We start from the raw sequence: 16325 nt of genomic DNA, 5'->3' as shown, positions 1-16325 counted from the left end.
TTCTTACATTGCCGCCGCGCCCAGCGTCTGGTGGCGCACGATGAGGCGGCGCAAGCGCTGCTGCACCGGCGTGCCCAGGGCGTCGAAGCGGTCGGCCGCCGACAGCAGGGCCGGCAGCACCGGCACCGCTTCACCGGGCCGGCGTTGCGAGAGCCGGGCCCACAGGCCGAGCGCGTGCTCGCGGTCGAAGCGCGGGCCCCACACCATGGCCAGCAGTTCGGCGTGGGGGTCGTCGGCATCGGCCAGCAAGGCCGGGCCGAAGACCCGGCTTTGCTGGGCCAGGTGGTGGATGGGTTCCAGTCGGGGTGACATGGCCGTCATCCCCACGCTCAACCCCGGCCCCACCAGCCGCGGCGCTGCTCCATGCGCTCGCGCACCTGCTTCTGCTGCTCGGGGTTGAGGCTGTCGTAGAAATCGGCCAGCGCGGCGATCACCTTCGGGCCATTGCCCTGCACGGCCTGTGTCTTCTGGTCCAGCAGGGCCTGGGCGCGGGCGCGGTCGAACTTGTCGCCGGCGATCAGGGCCTTGAAGTCGGCGCGCGGGTCGGCCCCTTGGCCACGGAACGCGGTGCGCTGGGCAATGATCTCGTCGGCCAGCACGCCCAGCTTCTGCTTCTGGGCCTCGTTGAGTTCGAGGTTGCTGCTGATCTTGTCCACCACCTTGCCGCGCACCTCGGTCACGCGCTCGGGGCTCCAGTCGCCGCCGTGGTGGTGGCTGCGCGATCCGCAGGCCGTGAGGCCACCGACGAGAAGGGTCGCGCCGAAGACGCCGACGAGGGTTTTCTTGATCCAGGGTTTCATGACGGGGGTCCTTTCAGAACCTTGTTGAACATGTCCGTCATGGTGCCGGGGCAACGCCCGTCGGTGGTCTCGGCGCAGTTTCGGTTTATTGCGTTTTGTATCGACAAGCGCGCTGCAGGACAAAGCAGGTGTCGTTCACCCGCCGGCCTTTCACGGGGTGCTCCATCGATGGCGGATCGGTCCGCTCAACCGGCCTGCATGATGCGGCCCAGCACGCCGGGCGCGATGCGCTGCAGCCACGGAATGCCCCTGGCCTTGCCGACCCAGATGTCTTGCCGCCCGACGCGCAAGCCCTCCAGGATTTGCGCGGCGGCGGCTTCGGCCGGGAGCTTGTCGCGACCACGGCCTTGGGTCATGGGTGTATCCACGAGGGGCATGATGGCCTCCACCACCCGCACGGACTGCCCCTGCATCTGCAGCCGCAGCGCCTGGGTGAACAGGTGCAGACCGGCCTTGGTGGCGCTGTACACCGCCGCACCGCGCTTGGGAGCGAATGCCAGCCCCGACGTGACATTGACCACCCAGGCAGCAGGCCGCGACCGCAGATGGGGAAGCAAGGCACGGGTCAGGGTGATGGGCGCCGTGAGATTGACGTCGATCTCCTGGCGGATGCTTTCGGCGGTGGACCCGCTCTCGTCGAAAAGTAGGTTGTGCTGCAGGCCTGCGTTGTTGATCAGACAGGCCAGGTCGGGGTGCGCCGCCACCAGATCGGTGGCGAAGGCACTCAGCGACGCCAGATCCGACAGATCGCAACGGACGAACACGAGGTGGGGATGCTTCGCTTGCAACGGCGCCAGTGCCCCCGCGTTGCGTCCCAGCGCGAGGACAGGCGTACCCGATTCGGCAAGCAAGCGCGTGAGCGCCAGACCGATGCCCGAAGTGGCGCCGGTGACCAGCGTCCTGGGCCAGGATCGGCCCATGAAGGGGTTGGGGTTCTGTGGAGAATGTTTCATGCCAACGGACTGTAGGGACGCTTTGGAATGGTGTCGTTAACCGAAGTTAATCGTGCGGCGGACGCGTCAGACGGCTTGCAGCCGCTGCATAGCACCGCAGTCAGATGCCTTCTTCCCGCCCGGGATCGGGTCGCCATCGAGATCGATCGATGCGCGCTGCCGGTGCCAGCGACAACACCTCGCCCGCGAACACCTCAAGCGCTCGGCAATCCTTGGGCTTCGTAGGTCTGATAGCCGTCTTCAATTGTCGAGACGATGTTCAACACCTCGAAGTACGGCACGCTGAACAGCGGTGAATCGCGCAGTTGCTCCATGAAAAAGTAGTGGTGCCGGGGATCCCGGGTTTCGACCATCACCACCTCGCTGCAAGGCGAGGAGAACGCCTCGGCATCGAAGTAGCGCATGGTCAACAACCCCTCGCTGCGGGCCAGCGCAGCGCCCATGTGCTCATCGGCCAGAGACTTCCGGGCCTCGCGGCTGAGCTGCAGCCACGCCGGCAATGCACGCAGCATGACAAAGAAGGTGTAGTTCATGGGTGAGTCCTCAACGTGTTTTGACGATGTCGGCGGCATTCAATGCCCGTGCATGCATCGGACCTTTGGCATCCAAACCAACAGCGGGCTGCGCTGCCGGCCATCGCCGATGGTTGCTGCTGTGGTTCAATGACAAGTTCCTCATGCAGGCGTGACTCTAGAAAACACCCTGCGCGTTGTCATTAACCTCAGTCAATCCGCCGTTTCCCATGACATCCGTGTTGCGGCAACTGCTGGAGTCGGCAGCGGGCCAACCTCTCCCGGAATGGGATCGCGTGAGCACGCACATTCGGGAACTCGGATTCCCTGCGGGTGCCACCGTGTTTCACCAGGACGTGCAGCACCCCTACCTCTACGCCGTGCGTGAAGGTCTCATCAAGCTCTGTTATCTCGACGAATCGGGCAACGAGTGGATCAAGTCATTTGCCGAAGAGGGGCGCTACTTCGCCAGCATCACAGCGCTTGAGCCCCGCGGAAAAACCAGCTTTGCAACCGTCGCTATGGAAAAGAGCCGGCTGGAGCGCCTTGATTTTCCGCTTGTGGAGGAGCTGGCCAACCGCCACCTTGCGTGGGGCCGCGCCATGCAGCGGTTGACGATGGCATTTGCCGCCCGCAAGGAGGCACGAGAACGCAGCTTGCTGACGCTCTCGCCCGAAAACCGCTACCGGGCCTTTCTCGCGGAATGCCCTGCGCTGGAGAAGCGCATCCCGCAAAACAACCTCGCACGCTACCTGGGCCTCACGCCGGTGGGTTTGAACCGCATCGTGAGCCGCGTGCGAAGCGGTGCCGGTTGAGCGCCGTGCCCCGGGACGTCAGAACACCTCGGTGTCCACCTCGCTGCTGCCCTGCGCGTTGTAGCGCTCGCCCTTCACGGTGTGCTGGTTGATGTGGTCGTTGAGCCGCGCCATGACCGAGGCATCGAGCTTCACGTTCGCCGCGCCCAGGTCGTCCTTCAGGTGTGCCAGGCTGGTGGTGCCGGGGATAGGCAGGATGTTCTCACCACGGTGCAGCAGCCAGGCAATGGCGAGTTGGGCCGGGGTACAGCCCACCTCGTTGGCCATGGCCAGGTAGCCGGGCAGCAGCGTGAGATTGGTGGCGTAGTTCTCGGGAGCGAAACGCGGCATGCTGCGGCGGATGTCCTTGGCATCGAAGGCCCCCACGTTGAGTTCGCCGCAGAGGAAGCCGCGCGCCACCGGGCTGAAGGCCACGAAGGCGATGCCGAATTCGCGGCAGGTGTCGAGCACGGCGATCTCGGGATTGCGCGTCCACAGGGAGTACTCGGTCTGCACGGCTGTGATGGGGTGCACCGCCTGCGCACGGCGCAAGGTGGGGGCCGACACTTCGGAGAGGCCGATGGTCTGGATCTTGCCCGCTCGCACCAAGTCGCTCAGGGCGCCCACGCTGTCCTCGATGGGCACCTGCTTGTCCCAGCGGTGCAGGTAGTACAGGTCGATCACGTCGGTCTTGAGGCGTTTGAGCGCCTCTTCACAGGTGGCCTTGATGGTCTCGGGCCGGCCATCGATGACGCGCACCTTCACGCCGTCGGCGTTGGGCACGCCCTGCATGCCGCACTTGCTGGCGAGCGTGAATTTCGAGCGGTGCGGGCTGAGGTATTTGCCCACCAACGTTTCGCTGGCGCCAAAACCATAGAGCGCCGCGGTGTCGAAGTGGGTCACGCCCGCGTCCAGCGCGCCGAGCAGCACGCGCTCAGCCTGCTGCTCGGACACGGGGGCGCCGTAGGCGTGGCAGATGTTCATGCAGCCCAGGCCGATGGCTGAGACTTTGAAGGGGCCGAGTTGGCGTTGTTGCATATCGAAAGTCCTGTGGTGGCGTCGTGGCACGCAAAACGGGGTCAGAGCACATCACCGCTGCGCGGCGAGTGGTCTGACCCCATTGTGCTTTGGGCGATCCATCCGCTGGGATCCATCAGGCTTTCAGTTGTTGCTCCAGCTGGTTCAGCACCTGGTAGCAGTTGAACACCTTGGCCACGCTCGAATTGGGCTCGCGGCCCTCTTTGATGGCGGCGAAGAACTCGCGGTCCTGCAACTCGATGCCGTTCATGGACACCGCCACCTGGGACACGTCGATCTTCTCTTCCTTACCGGTGAACAGGTCGTCGTAGCGCGCAATGTAGGTCGCGGTGTCGCCGATGTAGCGGAAGAAGGTGCCCAGCGGACCGTCGTTGTTGAACGAGAGGCTCAGCGTGCAGATGGCGCCGTTGGCGGCCTTGAGCTGGATGCTCATGTCCATGGCGATGCCGAGCACGGGGTGGATCGGGCCCTGGATGGCGTTGGCCATCACGATGGGGCTGTTGCACTGGTAGGCGAACAGGTCCACGGTGTGGGCGGCGTGGTGCCACAGCAGGTGGTCGGTCCAGCTGCGGGCCTGGCCCAGCGCGTTGGTGTTGGTGCGGCGGAAGAAATAGGTCTGCACATCCATCTGCTGGATGTTGAATTCGCCGGCCTGGATCTTGTTGTGCACGTACTGATGGCTGGGGTTGAAGCGGCGGGTGTGGCCGCACATGGCCACCAAGCCGGTCTGCTTCTGCAGCGCCACCACGTCTTCGGCGCCCTTGAGGCTGTCGGCCAGCGGAATCTCCACCTGCACGTGTTTGCCGGCCTTCAGGCAGGCCAGCGTCTGCTCGGCATGCATCTGCGTGGGGGTGCAGAGGATGACGGCGTCCACGTCCTTCATCGCCAGGCTGTCGGCGAGATCGGTGGTGACGTGGCCGATGCCGTATTTGTCGGCGACTTCTTTGGTCTTCTCCAGGTCGCGGCTGATCAGCGAAACCACTTCAACGCCGTCAATATTTTTGATGCCGTCGAGGTGTTTGATGCCGAAGGCGCCGGCGCCGGCGAGGGCTACTTTGATGGTCATGTCAGTTGTTCTCCAGGATGAGATGGCCCACGGCCGTGTTGGATGCGGGCACATGGTAGAAGCGATGCTTCACGGTCGGCGCAGGGCCTTGCACCTTGCCGTCGACGATGTCGGACATGGCGCCGCGGGCGATCAGCCACATCACGAGTTCAATGCCCTCGCTGCCCGCTTCGCGCACGTAGTCGATGTGCGGCGTGTTGGCGCAGCCCACGGGGTCGGCAATCATCTTGTCGAGCCAGGCGTTGTCCCACTCGCGGTTGATCAGGCCGGCGCGCGCGCCCTGCAGCTGGTGGCTCATGCCGCCCGTGCCCCAGATGTGCACGTTCAGGTCTTCGTCGTAGCTTTCCACGGCCTTGCGGATGGCCTGGCCGAGCATGAAGCAGCGCTTGCCCGAAGGCACCGGGTACTGCACCACGTTGACCGCGAATGGAATCACCGGGCAGGGCCAGGCGTCTTTCTTGGGGTCGAGCTCGCCGCACATCAGCGACAGCGGCACGGTCAGGCCGTGGTCCACGTCCATCTTGTTGACGATGGTGAGATCGAAGTCCTGCTGGATGACCGACTGCGCGATGTGCGAGGCCAGGTCCGGGTGGCCGATGACCTTGGGCACGGGGCGCGGGCCCCAGCCCTCATCGGCCGGCGTGAACTCGGCCGCGGTGCCGATGGCGAAGGTGGGAATCATCTCCAGGCTGAAGGCCGTGGCGTGGTCGTTGTAGACGAGGAAGACGACGTCGGGCTTGTTCTCCTTCATCCATTGCTTGGAATACTCGTAGCCTGCGAACACGGGCTTCCAGTAGTCCTCCTGCGTCTTGTGGAGGTCCATGGCCGCGCCGATGGCGGGCACGTGCGAGGTGAAAACGGATGCGGTGATCTTTGCCATGGTCAAGCCTTCTTTCCTGCGGCGCCTTGCGGCTGGTTCTGCACTTGCGCATCCCCGTTCTCACCAAGGTAGCGGTTGCCTTCGACGGAGCGGCCGCCCTTGATCATCATGTTGCGGTATTCCTCTTCGGTCATGCCGGTCATGGAGCCCGCCATCTGCTGGAAGCTCTTGCCGTCGGTGGCGCCGATCTTCGCCAGGAAGTAGATGTTGCCCCCGGTGCGCATGCACCAGTTGAGGTCGCGTGCCAGCACGGCCTGCTTCTGCTCTTCGGTCATGGGCCACTGGTCGAGGTAGGCGCGTTCGTCGGCCTTGAACTTCTCGCGGTTCTCGGCCTTCATCAGGCTCATGCAGAACTGGTTGAGCCAGAAGCCTTTGCGGCTCTGCTCGGCGTCGAAGATGATCGTGCCGGGCACGTCTTTGTAGGGTTTATCGAGTGCCATGTCAGACCTCCTCGGGCCAGTAAAGCTTCATGGGGTTGGTCACGAGCAGCTTCTGCTGCAGCTCGGCCGTCGGCGCGATGTGCGGGATGAAATCCACCAGCAAGCCGTCGTCGGGCATGTGGTCCTTCAGGTTGGGGTGCGGCCAGTCGGTGCCCCAGAGCACGCGGTCGGGGAACTGCTCGACGATGCGTTTGGCGAACGGGATCACGTCGGTGTAGGCGTTCTGCTCGCCGTTCAGGGCCTTGGGGCCGGTGACCGACAGGCGCTCGGGGCAGCTCACCTTGCTCCACACGTTGCTGTGTTCGCGCATGAACTTCTGAAACAGCGCGAACTGCGGGCCGTCCACCGGCAGGCTCACGTCCGGGCGGCCCATATGGTCCACCACCACGGTGGTGGGCAGCGCGGTGAAGAAGTCCCACAGCTCGGGCAGGTCCACCGCCTCGAAGTAGATGACCACGTGCCAGCCGAGCTTGGCAATGCGGCCGGCGATCTCCATCAGCTCGTCCTTGGGGGTGAAGTCCACCAGGCGCTTGACGAAGTTGAAGCGCACACCGCGCACACCGGCGTCGTGCAGGGCCTGCAGCTCTTCATCGCTGATGGAGCGCTTGACCGTGGCCACGCCACGCGCCTTGCCGCCCGATGACAGACAGGCGTCGACCATGGCGCGGTTGTCGGCGCCGTGGCAGGTGGCCTGCACCACCACGTTGCGGGCGAATCCCAGGTGGTCGCGCAGCGCGTACAGCTCGTGCTTGCTCGCGTCGCAGGGCGTGTACTTGCGCTCGGGCGCGTAGGGAAATTCCGCGCCCGGGCCGAACACGTGGCAGTGCGCGTCCACAGCGCCAGCGGGCAGTTGGAAGGTCGGCTTGGACGGACCGGTGTACCAGTCCATCCAGCCAGCGGTTTTGGTGAAGTCACCCGACGTGGGTTTGTCCATGGGTTTGCTCATGGTGTTCTTTCAGTCCTTGTAGACCAAACCCGCAGCGGCCAGCGGCTCGCGCATCTTGTACATGTCCAGGCCCAGGATGCCCGAGGCGAGCTTCTCGCGCTTCTCGCCCTCGAAGCTCTCGCGCTTGATGGCAGCAGCCAGCGTTGCCGCCGCACGCGCGGCCGGCACACAGACCACACCGTCGTCGTCGGCCACGATCACGTCGCCGGGCGTGACCAGCATGCCGGCGCAGACGATGGGGATGTTCACCGAGCCCAGCGTGGCCTTGATGGTGCCCTTGGAAGAGATTGCCTTGGACCACACCGGGAAGTTCATTTCCTTGAGTGTCTTCACGTCGCGCACACCGGCGTCGATGACCAGGCCGCGAGCGCCGCGCGCTTGGAAGCTGGTGGCCAGCAGGTCGCCGAAGTAGCCGTCGGTGCATTCGGCCGTGACGGCCGCGACCACGATGTCGCCGGGCTGGATCTGCTCGGCTGCCACGTGCATCATCCAGTTGTCGCCGGGCTGCAGCAGCACGGTGATGGCCGTGCCCGAGACCTGCACGCCGGTCTGGATCGGGCGCATGTAGGGCTTCAAGAGCCCAACGCGGCCCATGGCTTCGTGCACGGTGGCCGAGCCGAGCGCGGCCAGACCGTCGGCGGCTGCGCGGTCGGCACGGGTGATGTTGCGGTAAACGACGCCGAGTTCGTACATGGTCAGATTCCTTTTTGTTTCAAAGCGGCGTCCAGCCGCGGGAACACGCGCCGCGCATTGCCTTCATAAATCTTGTAGCGGTCATCCCCCACGACGATGGTGCTCGCTTCGATGAAGCGCTTGGTGTCGTCGTAGTAGTGACCGGTCTCGGGGTCGATGCCGCGCACGGCGCCGATCATTTCCGAGGCAAACAGGATGTTGTCCACCGGGATCACCTTGGTCAACAGGTCGATGCCGGGCTGGTGGTACACGCAGGTGTCGAAGAAGATGTTGTTCAGCAGGTGGTCTTTCAGCAGCGGCTTCTTCAGCTCCTGCGCCAGGCCACGGAAACGGCCCCAGTGGTAGGGCACCGCGCCGCCACCGTGGGGGATGATGAACTTCAGCGTGGGGAAGTCCTTGAACAGGTCGCTGGTCAGGCACTGCATGAAGGCCGTGGTGTCGGCGTTCAGGTAGTGGGCTCCGGTGGTGTGGAAGCAGCTGTTGCAGCTGGTGCTTACGTGCACCATGGCCGGGATGTCGTACTCGACCATCTTTTCGTAAATGGGGTACCAGTGGCGATCGCTCAGCGGAGGCGAGGTCCAGTGGCCACCCGACGGATCGGGGTTCAGGTTGATGCCCACGTTGCCGTATTCCTTGACGCAGCGCTCCAGCTCGGGGATGCAGGTGGCCGGGTCCACGCCCGGGCTCTGCGGCAGCATGGCGGCGGGAATGAAGTTGTCGGGGAACAGCTGGCTCACGCGGTAGCAGAGCTCGTTGCAGATGGCGGCCCAGGTGGAGCTGATGTTGAAGTCACCGATGTGGTGGGCCATGAAGCTGGCGCGCGGCGAGAAGATGGTGAGGTCGGAGCCGCGTTCCTTCATCAGGCGCAGCTGGTTGGTCTCGATGGACTCGCGCAGTTCGTCGTCGCTGATCTTCAGGTCCGACACCTTCGGCATCGAAGCCGGGTCCTTGATGCCGGCGATCTGCGCGTTGCGCCAGTTCTCCAAGGCCTTGGGCGCTGTGGTGTAGTGGCCGTGGCAGTCGATGATGAGGGGCTTTTGCTGGCTCATGGGGGAAGTCTCCTGTCGAATGTGGGCCTGTGCGGATGGAAGATCAGGCCGGGTCCATGCCCTGGCGCCGCTTGGCCTCGGCCGCGTCGGGCGAGGCCATGAAGGCGATCAGGTCGCGCGCGGCGTCCGGCTGTGTGGCGCTGGCGCAGACGCCGGCGGAAAAGGTGGTGGTGATCTGGATCGCGGGGGGCAAGGCGCCCAGCAACTCGATGCCCTCGACGTGCAGCAGCTCGCTGAGTTGCTGGAAGCCCAGTTCCACCTCGCCGCGCGCCACCAGGGTGCCCACTGGCACGCCGGGGGGCGCCTGGACGATGCGGTCCTGAATCTGCCCGGCGATGCCCCAGCGCTCGAACAGCCGGGCCAGCGCCACGCCGCTGGGGCCGGTGGAGTAACTGAGGCTGCGCGCGGCCAGCACAGCGCTGCGCACCGCGTCTTCCGATCCGATGTCGGGCCGGGCCGCGCCGGCGCGCACCGCCACCGCGACCCCCGAATGCACCAGGTCCCGCTGGCTGCCGGCCACAAGCTTGCCCGCGGCGAGCAGCTTGTCGATGGCGTCGGACGCGAGCACCACCAGATCAAAAGCCTCGTCGGCCATCACGCGCTTGGCGGCGTCCACGCCGCCCACCGATTCGATCAGCACCCAGGCGCCCGAACGCTGCTCGTAGGCCGACACCAGATCGGCCAGCACCTGGCGCGTGGCCATGGAGGAAATGCCGCGAATCGGCCCGGGCGGCGTGCCGGCGGCAGGGGTGGATGCAAAGGATGGCATGAGCCGGATTGTGCTCAGGCACCGGAAAACCACAAGCGGCATACCGTACTATTAGCCATTCCCTTTTGATATATCTCCGCCCCGGGCCATGGATCTCAAGCAACTGGAATATTTCGTGCGCGTCGCCGAGCTGGGCAGCTTCACCCGGGCCGCGCTCGCGCTGGACGTGGCCCAGCCCGCGCTCTCGCGCCAGGTGCGGCTGCTGGAGGTGGAACTGCGGCAAAACCTGCTGGTGCGCAACGGCCGCGGCGCCACGCCCACCGAGGCGGGCAAGCTGCTGCTGGAACATGCGCGCGGCATCCTGCACCAGGTGGAACGGGCGCGGGAAGAGCTGGGCCGGGTGCGCGGCGCACTGGCCGGCCGGGTCGCGATCGGCCTGCCGCCCAGCCTGGCGCGGGTGCTCACGGTGCCGCTCACGCGCGCCTTTCGCCAGCAGTTGCCGCAGGCCAGCATCTCCATCAGCGAAGGCCTGTCGACCCACATGCAGGAGTGGCTGCAGACCGGGCGACTGGACATCGCCGTGCTCTACAACGCGATGCCCGCGCCCGACATCGAGATCGCGCCGCTGCTGGACGAAGACCTGCTGCTGGTGCTTCCGCGCCCGCCGGGCCTGCCCGAAGACCCGCCCCCTCCCCCGATTGCGCTGGCCGAGGTGGCGAAGCTGCCGCTGGTGATTCCGAGCCGGCCCAACGCGATCCGCATGCAGGTGGAAAGCGAAATGGCCAACATCGGCTGCCGCCCGCTCATCGCGCTGGAGATCGACGGCGTCTCCGCCATCCTGGACCTGGTGGCCGACGGCGCCGGTGCCGCCCTGCTCTCGCGCAACGCGGTCGCCAGCTCGATCCGCCCCTCGGCCTACCAGACGCGCGCCGTGTGCAACCCGACCCTGCGCACCCGCCTGTGCCTGGCCACGAGCTCACAGCGACCCGCCACCCTGACCCAGCAGACCACGCTGGCGCTGATCCGCCAGACGCTGGAGGCGATCAACGCGGCGGTTTGAATAGCCCCCCCGCAGCGCTTCGCGCTACCCCCCTCAAGGGGGCGGCACCACCGTCATCCCGTCAGCCAGCCCGCGCTGTGACGCATCAGCCAGAGGATGGCGCTGAGCGAGAAGAAGGACGCGGCCGTGGTGGCCAGCAATGCCGCCGCGGTGAAGCCCTCGAAACCATGGCGCTGCGCCAGGATGGGATAGATGCCCAGCATGGGCATGGCGGCCGAGAGAACGGCCGCGACACGCAGATCGCCGTCCACCGCCGGCAGGCCGAGCAGGGGCAGCAAGACGATGGCGCCAAACACCGCCAGAGGGTGCAGCAACAGCTTGCCCACCGCGATCAGCGACACCTGTCGGCGCAGCCCCCTGACCTGCAGGCCCACCAGCGTGCCGCCGATGATGAACAGCGCCAGGCCGCTGCTGGCCGCCGAAAACAGGGTCACAGTGCGGGTGATCACCGAGGGCAATGACCAGCCCAGCAAGGCGACCAGGAAGCCGGCGAAGATGGCCACGATCATGGGGTTGCGCACCAGGCGGGCGCCGGTCTGCGTCAGCGCCCGCCGCAACGAAGGCCGCTCGCCCTCGTGCGCGCCGACGTCGGCCGCGGTGAACAGCAGCGGCAGCTTGACCAGGTTTTCCACGATCAGGTTGAGCGCAAGGACCACACCGCTCAACGGCCCGAACAGGAGCAGCATCACCGGGTATCCCACATAGCCGCTGTTGGAACAGGTCATGCCCATGGCCATGTAGGCGCTCTCGGTCAGGCCCTTGCGCTGCACGGTGCAGGCAAACCACAGGGCACCCAGGATCAGCACCAGCGAACCGGCGGCGTAGGCCAGCAGGTAGCCCGTGTGCACCACCTCGTCCAGGCGGCGCGAGGCCAGCGCGTTGAACAGCAGCGCCGGCAGAGCCACCTGGATGACGAACCGGCCGAACACGCGCATGTCGGCCTTGGTGAACAGGTTCCAGCGCACGCTGGCGTAGCCGGCCGCGATGCAAAGGTAGATCGGGCCGGTGATGGCCAGGATATCGAGCATGAGAGCAATCAGGTGTTCGGCGCCGGGCCACCCCGGGCGCAAACCGCTGCCCCTGGGAGGACGCGGCATGCGTGGCGGTGGGGCCCCGGTTGTCGCCGGAGGTGGCGTGGCGCTGTGGTCAGGCGGTGTCGTCGTTGGCGGCCGGAGCGCGGTGGGCCAGCAGGCGGTCGGCGTAGGCCTGCCAGGGCGGCGACTTGCCCAGGTCCGCGAACAGACCGGCGCGGGCCTGCGCGGCCATCCAGTCGTGTTTTTCGGCGATGGCCGAGGCCATGAACGGCTCGAAACCGGCTTCGCACACGGTGTTGGCCACCTCACGCATCTCTTCGGCGCGGCGCTTGCCGTGCTGCGCCACGCGGCTGAAGAAATAGCTGCCCTGGGCCGGCCAGTCGATGCCGGGAAAGGTTTCCTGCAGCGTGGCGATCATGGCGTCTTCCACGCCGTAGGCACGCGCCGTGGTGTAGCTCTCCAGCACCAGGGCCTCCAGCCCCTTGATCATGATGCTGCGGCACACTTTGGTGGCGGAGGCCACGCCGACGCGCTCGCTGGCCAGTTGGGGCGCCATGCCCAGGGCCTGCAGCGTGGGCAGCAGGCTGGCCGCGTACGCGCCGCCCAGCAGCATGGGCACGCGGATGCCGTAGGGCGGCACCGAGGTCATCACGCCGGCCTCCACATAGCGGCCACCGGCGGCGTCGATCAGCGCGGCAGCCCGCTGCTTGGTGCCGGGCGACGCGGAGTTGAGGTCCAGGAAATAGCTGCCGGGGCGCAGGTGGGGCGCGGCGGCTTGCGCCACCGCCAGCGCGCTGGACGCGGTCACGGCCGAGATCACCAGCGTGGATTTCGCGCACAGGCTCGCCACGCCGTCGCAGGCCTCCACGCCCAGCGCCGCGGCGTGGGCCAGCGGCTCCTCGCGTTGCGCCGGGTCGGCGAACTTCAGATCCCAGGCCGCCGTGGCCTTGAGCCCGGCGCTGAAGATGCGGCCCACTTCACCGTAGCCGATGAGTCCGATGCGCAAGTTGTCCATGAAAACCTCCATTCAAAAAAGCCGCCCGTTGCGATGGTCGCGGGGGGTCACTGCCTCTCTGTCACTGCCTCTCTATGCCGGCGCGCTGGATCACAGCGCCCCAGCGCTGGATGTCGCTGACCAGCAGCTCGGCGGCCTGCTCGGGCGTGCTGCCACTGGCGTCGATGTTGAGGTCGGCCAGTTTCTTCTGTACCGCGGGCAAGGCAAGCGCGGCGTTGATGTCCTTGTTCAGCCGGTCGATCACCGGGCGTGGGGTCTTGGCCGGCGCGGCCAGGGCGTTCCACGACGAGGCCACGAAGCCCTTGACGCCCTGCTCGACGGCGGTGGGCACGTCGGGCAACGCGTTCGAGCGCTTCTGCCCGGTCACGGCCAGAGCGCGGAAGGCACCGGCCTTGATCTGCGTGAGCGCCGGGCCGAGGATCTCGACCGCCACGTCCACCTGCTTGCCACGCAGCGCACCGATCAGGTTCGGCGTGCCGTTGAAGGGCACCACCTGCGCGTCGATGCCGGCGCTGGTCTTGAACAGTTCGGCCGCCAGGTTCTGCGTGCTGCCGATGTTGATGCTGCCGATGTTGAGTTTGTTGGGGTTGGCCTTGGCAAACGCCACCAGATCGCCGAGGGTCTTGTGCGGCGAGTCGGCCGGCACCAGCACCGCGATGTCGAACGTGCCCAGGGTGGACACGGGCGCGAAACTCTTGACCGTGTCGTAGGGCAGGCTCTTGAACAGGCCCGCCGTCACCGCCGTGCCGTTGGACATGAGGAACAGGGTGTGGCCATCGGGCTCGGCGCGCGCCACCGTCTCGGCCGCCACCACACCGCCGGCCCCGGGCCGGTTCTCGACGGTCACGGGCTGCCCGAGCGATTGGCTCATCTCGGCCGCCACGATGCGCGCCGTGAGATCGCCCACGCCACCGGCACCAAACGGCACCACGATGCGCAGGCCCTTGCTCGGGAAGCCCTGGGCCATGGCGGGCGACGCCAGCGCCAGCACCGAGGCCGACAACACGGCCCCGAGCAGGCCGCGGCGGTGGAAAAGACGGAACAAGGTCATGGGATGTCTCCTGTTGTCGGTGGTGCCAAGAAAAACCACTGTAGCCACCAGAAAAAAGGCCTGCAACAGTGTGCAGGCCCTATCTGGTATGCCGAAATGCGTGAGCGCAGACCGCGTGGCCTCAGAGCCGCAGCACGAACAGCGTGATGCCGGGGAAAGCCACCAGGATCGCCGTGCGGATGAAATCGCTGGCCACGAACGGCATGATGGCGCGGTAGGTTTGCGTGATCGGGGTGTCGCGCGCCATCGAGTTGATGACGAACAGGTTCATACCCACCGGCGGTGTGATCAGCCCCACCTCCACCACGATCAGCACCAGGATGCCGAACCAGATGGCGAACTCTTCGGGCGGCAGGCCGAAGTCGAGTGCGGTCACGATGGGGAAAAACACGGGAATGGTCAGCAGGATCATGGACAGCGAGTCCATGAAACAACCCAGGATCACGTACAGCACCAGGATCGCCACCAGCACCCACATGGGGCTCACACCCCAGCCGGCCACCGCAGTGGCGGCTTCCTGAGGCAGTTGCGACAGCGCCAGGAAGGTGTTGTAGACCCCGGCGCCCAGCACGATCATGAAGATCATGCCGGTGGCGACGGCCGTGCCCAGGATGGCGCCCAGCAAGGTCTTGCGGGTCAGGCCGCCAGCGAACCAGGCCGCCACACCGGTACCGAAGGCACCGATGGCCGCACCCTCGGTGGGCGTGAACAGGCCGCTGTAGATACCGCCGACCACGGTGATGAAGATCACCATCACCGGCCAGACCTTCACGGTGGCGATCCAGCGCTCCTTCATGGGCATGGGGGGCATGGAACCGACGTCCTGCGGTTTCACCCGGGCGTAGATCGCGATCACGATCATGTAACCCACGGCCGCCAGGATGCCGGGCACGAAAGCGGCCAGGAACAGCTTGGCGATGTTCTGCTCGGTCAGGATGGCGTAGATCACCAGCACCACCGACGGCGGAATCAGGATGCCCAGCGTGCCGCCCGCGGCCAGCGCCGCGGTGGAGATGCCCCCGGCGTACCCCGCTCGCTTGAGCTCGGGCAGGGCCACCTGGCCCATGGTGGCCGCCGTGGCCAGCGAGGAACCGCAGATGGCGCCAAAACCGGCGCAGGCACCCACGGCCGCCATGGCCACGCCGCCCTTGCGGTGCCCGATCCAGGCCTCGGCGGCCTTGAAGAGGGCCTGCGAGAGGCCGCCGAGCGCGGCAAACTGTCCCATCAGCAGGAACAGCGGAATCACCGAGAGCGAATAGCTGGAGAAGGTGCTGAACGTGACCTGCTTGAGCTGGTTGAGGATGGGATCGACCGATCCGTACACCATCCAGGCGCCCACCAGGCCACACACAAGCATGGACAGGCCGATGGGCACACGGATGAAGATCAGCAGCAGCAGGATCGGGAAAGACCAGAGGGCGAGTTCGACGGTTGACATATTCAGTGCCCTGCGTTGGATTCGGTGGTCCAGCCCTGGGGAGCGGAGGCCAGGCCCAGCTCGGTCAGGGTCTTGGCGGCATAGGAGACGCAGCCGATCACGGCGCCGACGAAACACAGGGCGTAAGCCCACCACACCGGCATCTGCAGGATGAAGGTGGTTTCCATGTATTCCTTTTTCTCCAGCAGACCGGCCCAGAGTTCCCAGGTCAGCACCAGCCAGATCAGCAGCATCAGGATGTCGCTCACGATGACCACCCCCCGCTGTGCCCACTTGGGCATGTGCATGTAGAGCAGATCCACCGTGGCGTGCCCGCCGCGCAGGTAGCACCAGGGCATGAAGAAAAAGATCGCGATGCCCACGCCGAGCTCGACCAGCTCGAAGTCGCCGGGCACGGGCCCCAGCCCGATGCCGATCATGGCCCGCCCGGCCACGCTGGCCACAACCATCAAGGTCAGGGCGGTCAATACGATGCCGCCAAACAGGGCCGTCCATCGGGCGGTCCGGTAGATCCAGTCAATCATCCTCGGGTCCTTTTCATGGGTGGTTCCATGGTCCGATTGTCTCCCATGGTTTTATGTGCCGGCGAGCCGCGCGGATTGCGCCGCGACTGTATCCGAAGTTTTCTATTGTTGAATGCATTTCACCCATCGAAACCTCATTCGTGCTCCGCAGGGCATGGGCGGTTCGCGAACACCGGTCGTCTCCTTGCAGGCAGGACGACCGGCGGTAAACCTACTTCGCGTGCTTGGCGATCAACGCGCGAGCCTCCGAGGCCAGCTTGGCGCCGTCGATGTTCTTGCCCTTCATCTCGTTGACCCAATCGCTCTCCACCGCGCCGGCGGTA

19 protein-coding genes are annotated in these 16325 nt (G+C 66.0%); 2 read left to right on the top strand and 17 right to left on the bottom strand.

Going from position 1 to position 16325, the window contains the following annotated elements:
• Nucleotides 1-3: 3 nt before the first annotated feature.
• The 4 genes from HTA01S_RS18220 to HTA01S_RS18205 form a co-directional block, all read right to left on the bottom strand.
• Nucleotides 4-312 (bottom strand): hypothetical protein, encoded by a 309-nt coding sequence (locus HTA01S_RS18220; RefSeq protein ID WP_068174330.1) that lies wholly within the window; start codon nucleotides 310-312, stop codon nucleotides 4-6.
• A gap of 17 nt (nucleotides 313-329) precedes the next feature.
• The gene (locus tag HTA01S_RS18215; RefSeq protein ID WP_068174170.1) at nucleotides 330-800 is read right to left on the bottom strand and encodes a Spy/CpxP family protein refolding chaperone; all 471 of its coding nucleotides are present in this window, start codon (nucleotides 798-800) and stop codon (nucleotides 330-332) included.
• Between the two features lie 185 nt (nucleotides 801-985).
• Nucleotides 986-1753 carry an SDR family oxidoreductase gene (locus HTA01S_RS18210; RefSeq protein WP_084236249.1) on the bottom strand — a complete coding sequence of 256 codons (768 nt, stop codon included), beginning with the start codon at nucleotides 1751-1753 and terminating at the stop codon, nucleotides 986-988.
• A gap of 194 nt (nucleotides 1754-1947) precedes the next feature.
• A complete protein-coding gene (locus HTA01S_RS18205; RefSeq protein ID WP_068174168.1) occupies nucleotides 1948-2286 on the bottom strand; it encodes a darcynin family protein in 339 nt (112 codons plus the stop codon).
• 209 nt (nucleotides 2287-2495) lie between these two features.
• Here HTA01S_RS18205 and HTA01S_RS18200 point away from each other — a divergent pair, with 209 nt between their 5' ends.
• Nucleotides 2496-3080, top strand: coding sequence for a Crp/Fnr family transcriptional regulator (locus HTA01S_RS18200; protein ID WP_084236245.1), 585 nt, complete (start codon nucleotides 2496-2498; stop codon nucleotides 3078-3080).
• An 18-nt stretch (nucleotides 3081-3098) separates the two neighbouring features.
• On the opposite strand, the gene HTA01S_RS18195 is transcribed toward HTA01S_RS18200, so the two are convergent.
• The 8 genes from HTA01S_RS18195 to HTA01S_RS18160 form a co-directional block, all read right to left on the bottom strand.
• Nucleotides 3099-4097 carry an aldo/keto reductase gene (locus tag HTA01S_RS18195; RefSeq protein WP_068174166.1) on the bottom strand — a complete coding sequence of 333 codons (999 nt, stop codon included), beginning with the start codon at nucleotides 4095-4097 and terminating at the stop codon, nucleotides 3099-3101.
• A gap of 115 nt (nucleotides 4098-4212) precedes the next feature.
• Complete coding sequence (locus HTA01S_RS18190) at nucleotides 4213-5163, bottom strand: Gfo/Idh/MocA family oxidoreductase (RefSeq protein WP_068174165.1); 951 nt, start codon at nucleotides 5161-5163, stop codon at nucleotides 4213-4215.
• Between the two features lies 1 nt (nucleotide 5164).
• Nucleotides 5165-6043 carry a class III extradiol dioxygenase subunit beta gene (locus HTA01S_RS18185; protein ID WP_068174164.1) on the bottom strand — a complete coding sequence of 293 codons (879 nt, stop codon included), beginning with the start codon at nucleotides 6041-6043 and terminating at the stop codon, nucleotides 5165-5167.
• Nucleotides 6044-6045: 2 nt separating this feature from the next.
• Nucleotides 6046-6483: a protocatechuate 4,5-dioxygenase subunit alpha gene (gene ligA / locus HTA01S_RS18180; protein WP_068174163.1), complete on the bottom strand. Its 438-nt coding sequence runs from the start codon at nucleotides 6481-6483 to the stop codon at nucleotides 6046-6048.
• 1 nt (nucleotide 6484) lies between these two features.
• Complete coding sequence (locus tag HTA01S_RS18175) at nucleotides 6485-7417, bottom strand: amidohydrolase family protein (protein WP_068174329.1); 933 nt, start codon at nucleotides 7415-7417, stop codon at nucleotides 6485-6487.
• Nucleotides 7418-7438: 21 nt separating this feature from the next.
• Nucleotides 7439-8122, bottom strand: a complete 684-nt coding sequence (ligK, locus tag HTA01S_RS18170) for a 4-carboxy-4-hydroxy-2-oxoadipate aldolase/oxaloacetate decarboxylase (protein WP_068174162.1) — start codon at nucleotides 8120-8122, stop codon at nucleotides 7439-7441.
• Nucleotides 8123-8124: 2 nt separating this feature from the next.
• Entirely contained in the window at nucleotides 8125-9171 is a 1047-nt protein-coding gene (locus tag HTA01S_RS18165; protein WP_068174161.1) for an amidohydrolase family protein, read from the bottom strand.
• A gap of 43 nt (nucleotides 9172-9214) precedes the next feature.
• Entirely contained in the window at nucleotides 9215-9874 is a 660-nt protein-coding gene (locus tag HTA01S_RS18160) for a substrate-binding domain-containing protein (RefSeq protein WP_068174160.1), read from the bottom strand.
• Between the two features lie 154 nt (nucleotides 9875-10028).
• Here HTA01S_RS18160 and HTA01S_RS18155 point away from each other — a divergent pair, with 154 nt between their 5' ends.
• On the top strand, nucleotides 10029-10940 hold the full coding sequence (locus tag HTA01S_RS18155; RefSeq protein ID WP_068174159.1) for a LysR substrate-binding domain-containing protein: 912 nt from the start codon (nucleotides 10029-10031) through the stop codon (nucleotides 10938-10940).
• A gap of 53 nt (nucleotides 10941-10993) precedes the next feature.
• On the opposite strand, the gene HTA01S_RS18150 is transcribed toward HTA01S_RS18155, so the two are convergent.
• The 5 genes from HTA01S_RS18150 to HTA01S_RS18130 all read right to left on the bottom strand — a co-directional run bounded on the left by HTA01S_RS18150 (nucleotide 10994) and on the right by HTA01S_RS18130 (nucleotide 16002).
• Nucleotides 10994-11968: an AEC family transporter gene (locus HTA01S_RS18150; protein WP_068174158.1), complete on the bottom strand. Its 975-nt coding sequence runs from the start codon at nucleotides 11966-11968 to the stop codon at nucleotides 10994-10996.
• A gap of 118 nt (nucleotides 11969-12086) precedes the next feature.
• On the bottom strand, nucleotides 12087-12989 hold the full coding sequence (locus HTA01S_RS18145; protein ID WP_068174157.1) for an NAD(P)-dependent oxidoreductase: 903 nt from the start codon (nucleotides 12987-12989) through the stop codon (nucleotides 12087-12089).
• Nucleotides 12990-13050: 61 nt separating this feature from the next.
• A complete protein-coding gene (locus tag HTA01S_RS18140; protein WP_068174156.1) occupies nucleotides 13051-14040 on the bottom strand; it encodes a Bug family tripartite tricarboxylate transporter substrate binding protein in 990 nt (329 codons plus the stop codon).
• A gap of 121 nt (nucleotides 14041-14161) precedes the next feature.
• Nucleotides 14162-15478: a TRAP transporter large permease gene (locus HTA01S_RS18135; RefSeq protein WP_068174155.1), complete on the bottom strand. Its 1317-nt coding sequence runs from the start codon at nucleotides 15476-15478 to the stop codon at nucleotides 14162-14164.
• 2 nt (nucleotides 15479-15480) lie between these two features.
• The gene (locus tag HTA01S_RS18130; protein ID WP_068174154.1) at nucleotides 15481-16002 is read right to left on the bottom strand and encodes a TRAP transporter small permease; all 522 of its coding nucleotides are present in this window, start codon (nucleotides 16000-16002) and stop codon (nucleotides 15481-15483) included.
• Nucleotides 16003-16325 lie beyond the last annotated feature (323 nt).

The sequence above is a fragment of the Hydrogenophaga taeniospiralis CCUG 15921 genome (assembly GCF_001592305.1).
GTDB lineage: Bacteria > Pseudomonadota > Gammaproteobacteria > Burkholderiales > Burkholderiaceae_C > Hydrogenophaga > Hydrogenophaga taeniospiralis.
Note: the sequence above shows the minus strand (reverse complement) of the source record. Positions and strands in the feature narration are given on the sequence as shown.

What these genes read in the sequence shown, in the direction of transcription:
- HTA01S_RS18195 (WP_068174166.1), bottom strand. Translation starts at nt 4,097, where the DNA reads ATGCAACAACGCCAACTCGGCCCCTTCAAAGTCTCAGCCATCGGCCTG.
- HTA01S_RS18165 (WP_068174161.1), bottom strand. Translation starts at nt 9,171, where the DNA reads ATGAGCCAGCAAAAGCCCCTCATCATCGACTGCCACGGCCACTACACC.
- HTA01S_RS18135 (WP_068174155.1), bottom strand. Translation starts at nt 15,478, where the DNA reads ATGTCAACCGTCGAACTCGCCCTCTGGTCTTTCCCGATCCTGCTGCTG.
- HTA01S_RS18145 (WP_068174157.1), bottom strand. Translation starts at nt 12,989, where the DNA reads ATGGACAACTTGCGCATCGGACTCATCGGCTACGGTGAAGTGGGCCGC.
- HTA01S_RS18160 (WP_068174160.1), bottom strand. Translation starts at nt 9,874, where the DNA reads ATGGCCACGCGCCAGGTGCTGGCCGATCTGGTGTCGGCCTACGAGCAG.
- HTA01S_RS18130 (WP_068174154.1), bottom strand. Translation starts at nt 16,002, where the DNA reads ATGATTGACTGGATCTACCGGACCGCCCGATGGACGGCCCTGTTTGGC.
- HTA01S_RS18175 (WP_068174329.1), bottom strand. Translation starts at nt 7,417, where the DNA reads ATGGACAAACCCACGTCGGGTGACTTCACCAAAACCGCTGGCTGGATG.
- HTA01S_RS18185 (WP_068174164.1), bottom strand. Translation starts at nt 6,043, where the DNA reads ATGGCAAAGATCACCGCATCCGTTTTCACCTCGCACGTGCCCGCCATC.
- HTA01S_RS18205 (WP_068174168.1), bottom strand. Translation starts at nt 2,286, where the DNA reads ATGAACTACACCTTCTTTGTCATGCTGCGTGCATTGCCGGCGTGGCTG.
- HTA01S_RS18215 (WP_068174170.1), bottom strand. Translation starts at nt 800, where the DNA reads ATGAAACCCTGGATCAAGAAAACCCTCGTCGGCGTCTTCGGCGCGACC.
- HTA01S_RS18155 (WP_068174159.1), top strand. Translation starts at nt 10,029, where the DNA reads ATGGATCTCAAGCAACTGGAATATTTCGTGCGCGTCGCCGAGCTGGGC.
- HTA01S_RS18220 (WP_068174330.1), bottom strand. Translation starts at nt 312, where the DNA reads ATGTCACCCCGACTGGAACCCATCCACCACCTGGCCCAGCAAAGCCGG.
- HTA01S_RS18200 (WP_084236245.1), top strand. Translation starts at nt 2,496, where the DNA reads ATGACATCCGTGTTGCGGCAACTGCTGGAGTCGGCAGCGGGCCAACCT.
- ligA (WP_068174163.1), bottom strand. Translation starts at nt 6,483, where the DNA reads ATGGCACTCGATAAACCCTACAAAGACGTGCCCGGCACGATCATCTTC.
- HTA01S_RS18190 (WP_068174165.1), bottom strand. Translation starts at nt 5,163, where the DNA reads ATGACCATCAAAGTAGCCCTCGCCGGCGCCGGCGCCTTCGGCATCAAA.
- ligK (WP_068174162.1), bottom strand. Translation starts at nt 8,122, where the DNA reads ATGTACGAACTCGGCGTCGTTTACCGCAACATCACCCGTGCCGACCGC.
- HTA01S_RS18140 (WP_068174156.1), bottom strand. Translation starts at nt 14,040, where the DNA reads ATGACCTTGTTCCGTCTTTTCCACCGCCGCGGCCTGCTCGGGGCCGTG.
- HTA01S_RS18150 (WP_068174158.1), bottom strand. Translation starts at nt 11,968, where the DNA reads ATGCTCGATATCCTGGCCATCACCGGCCCGATCTACCTTTGCATCGCG.
- HTA01S_RS18210 (WP_084236249.1), bottom strand. Translation starts at nt 1,753, where the DNA reads ATGAAACATTCTCCACAGAACCCCAACCCCTTCATGGGCCGATCCTGG.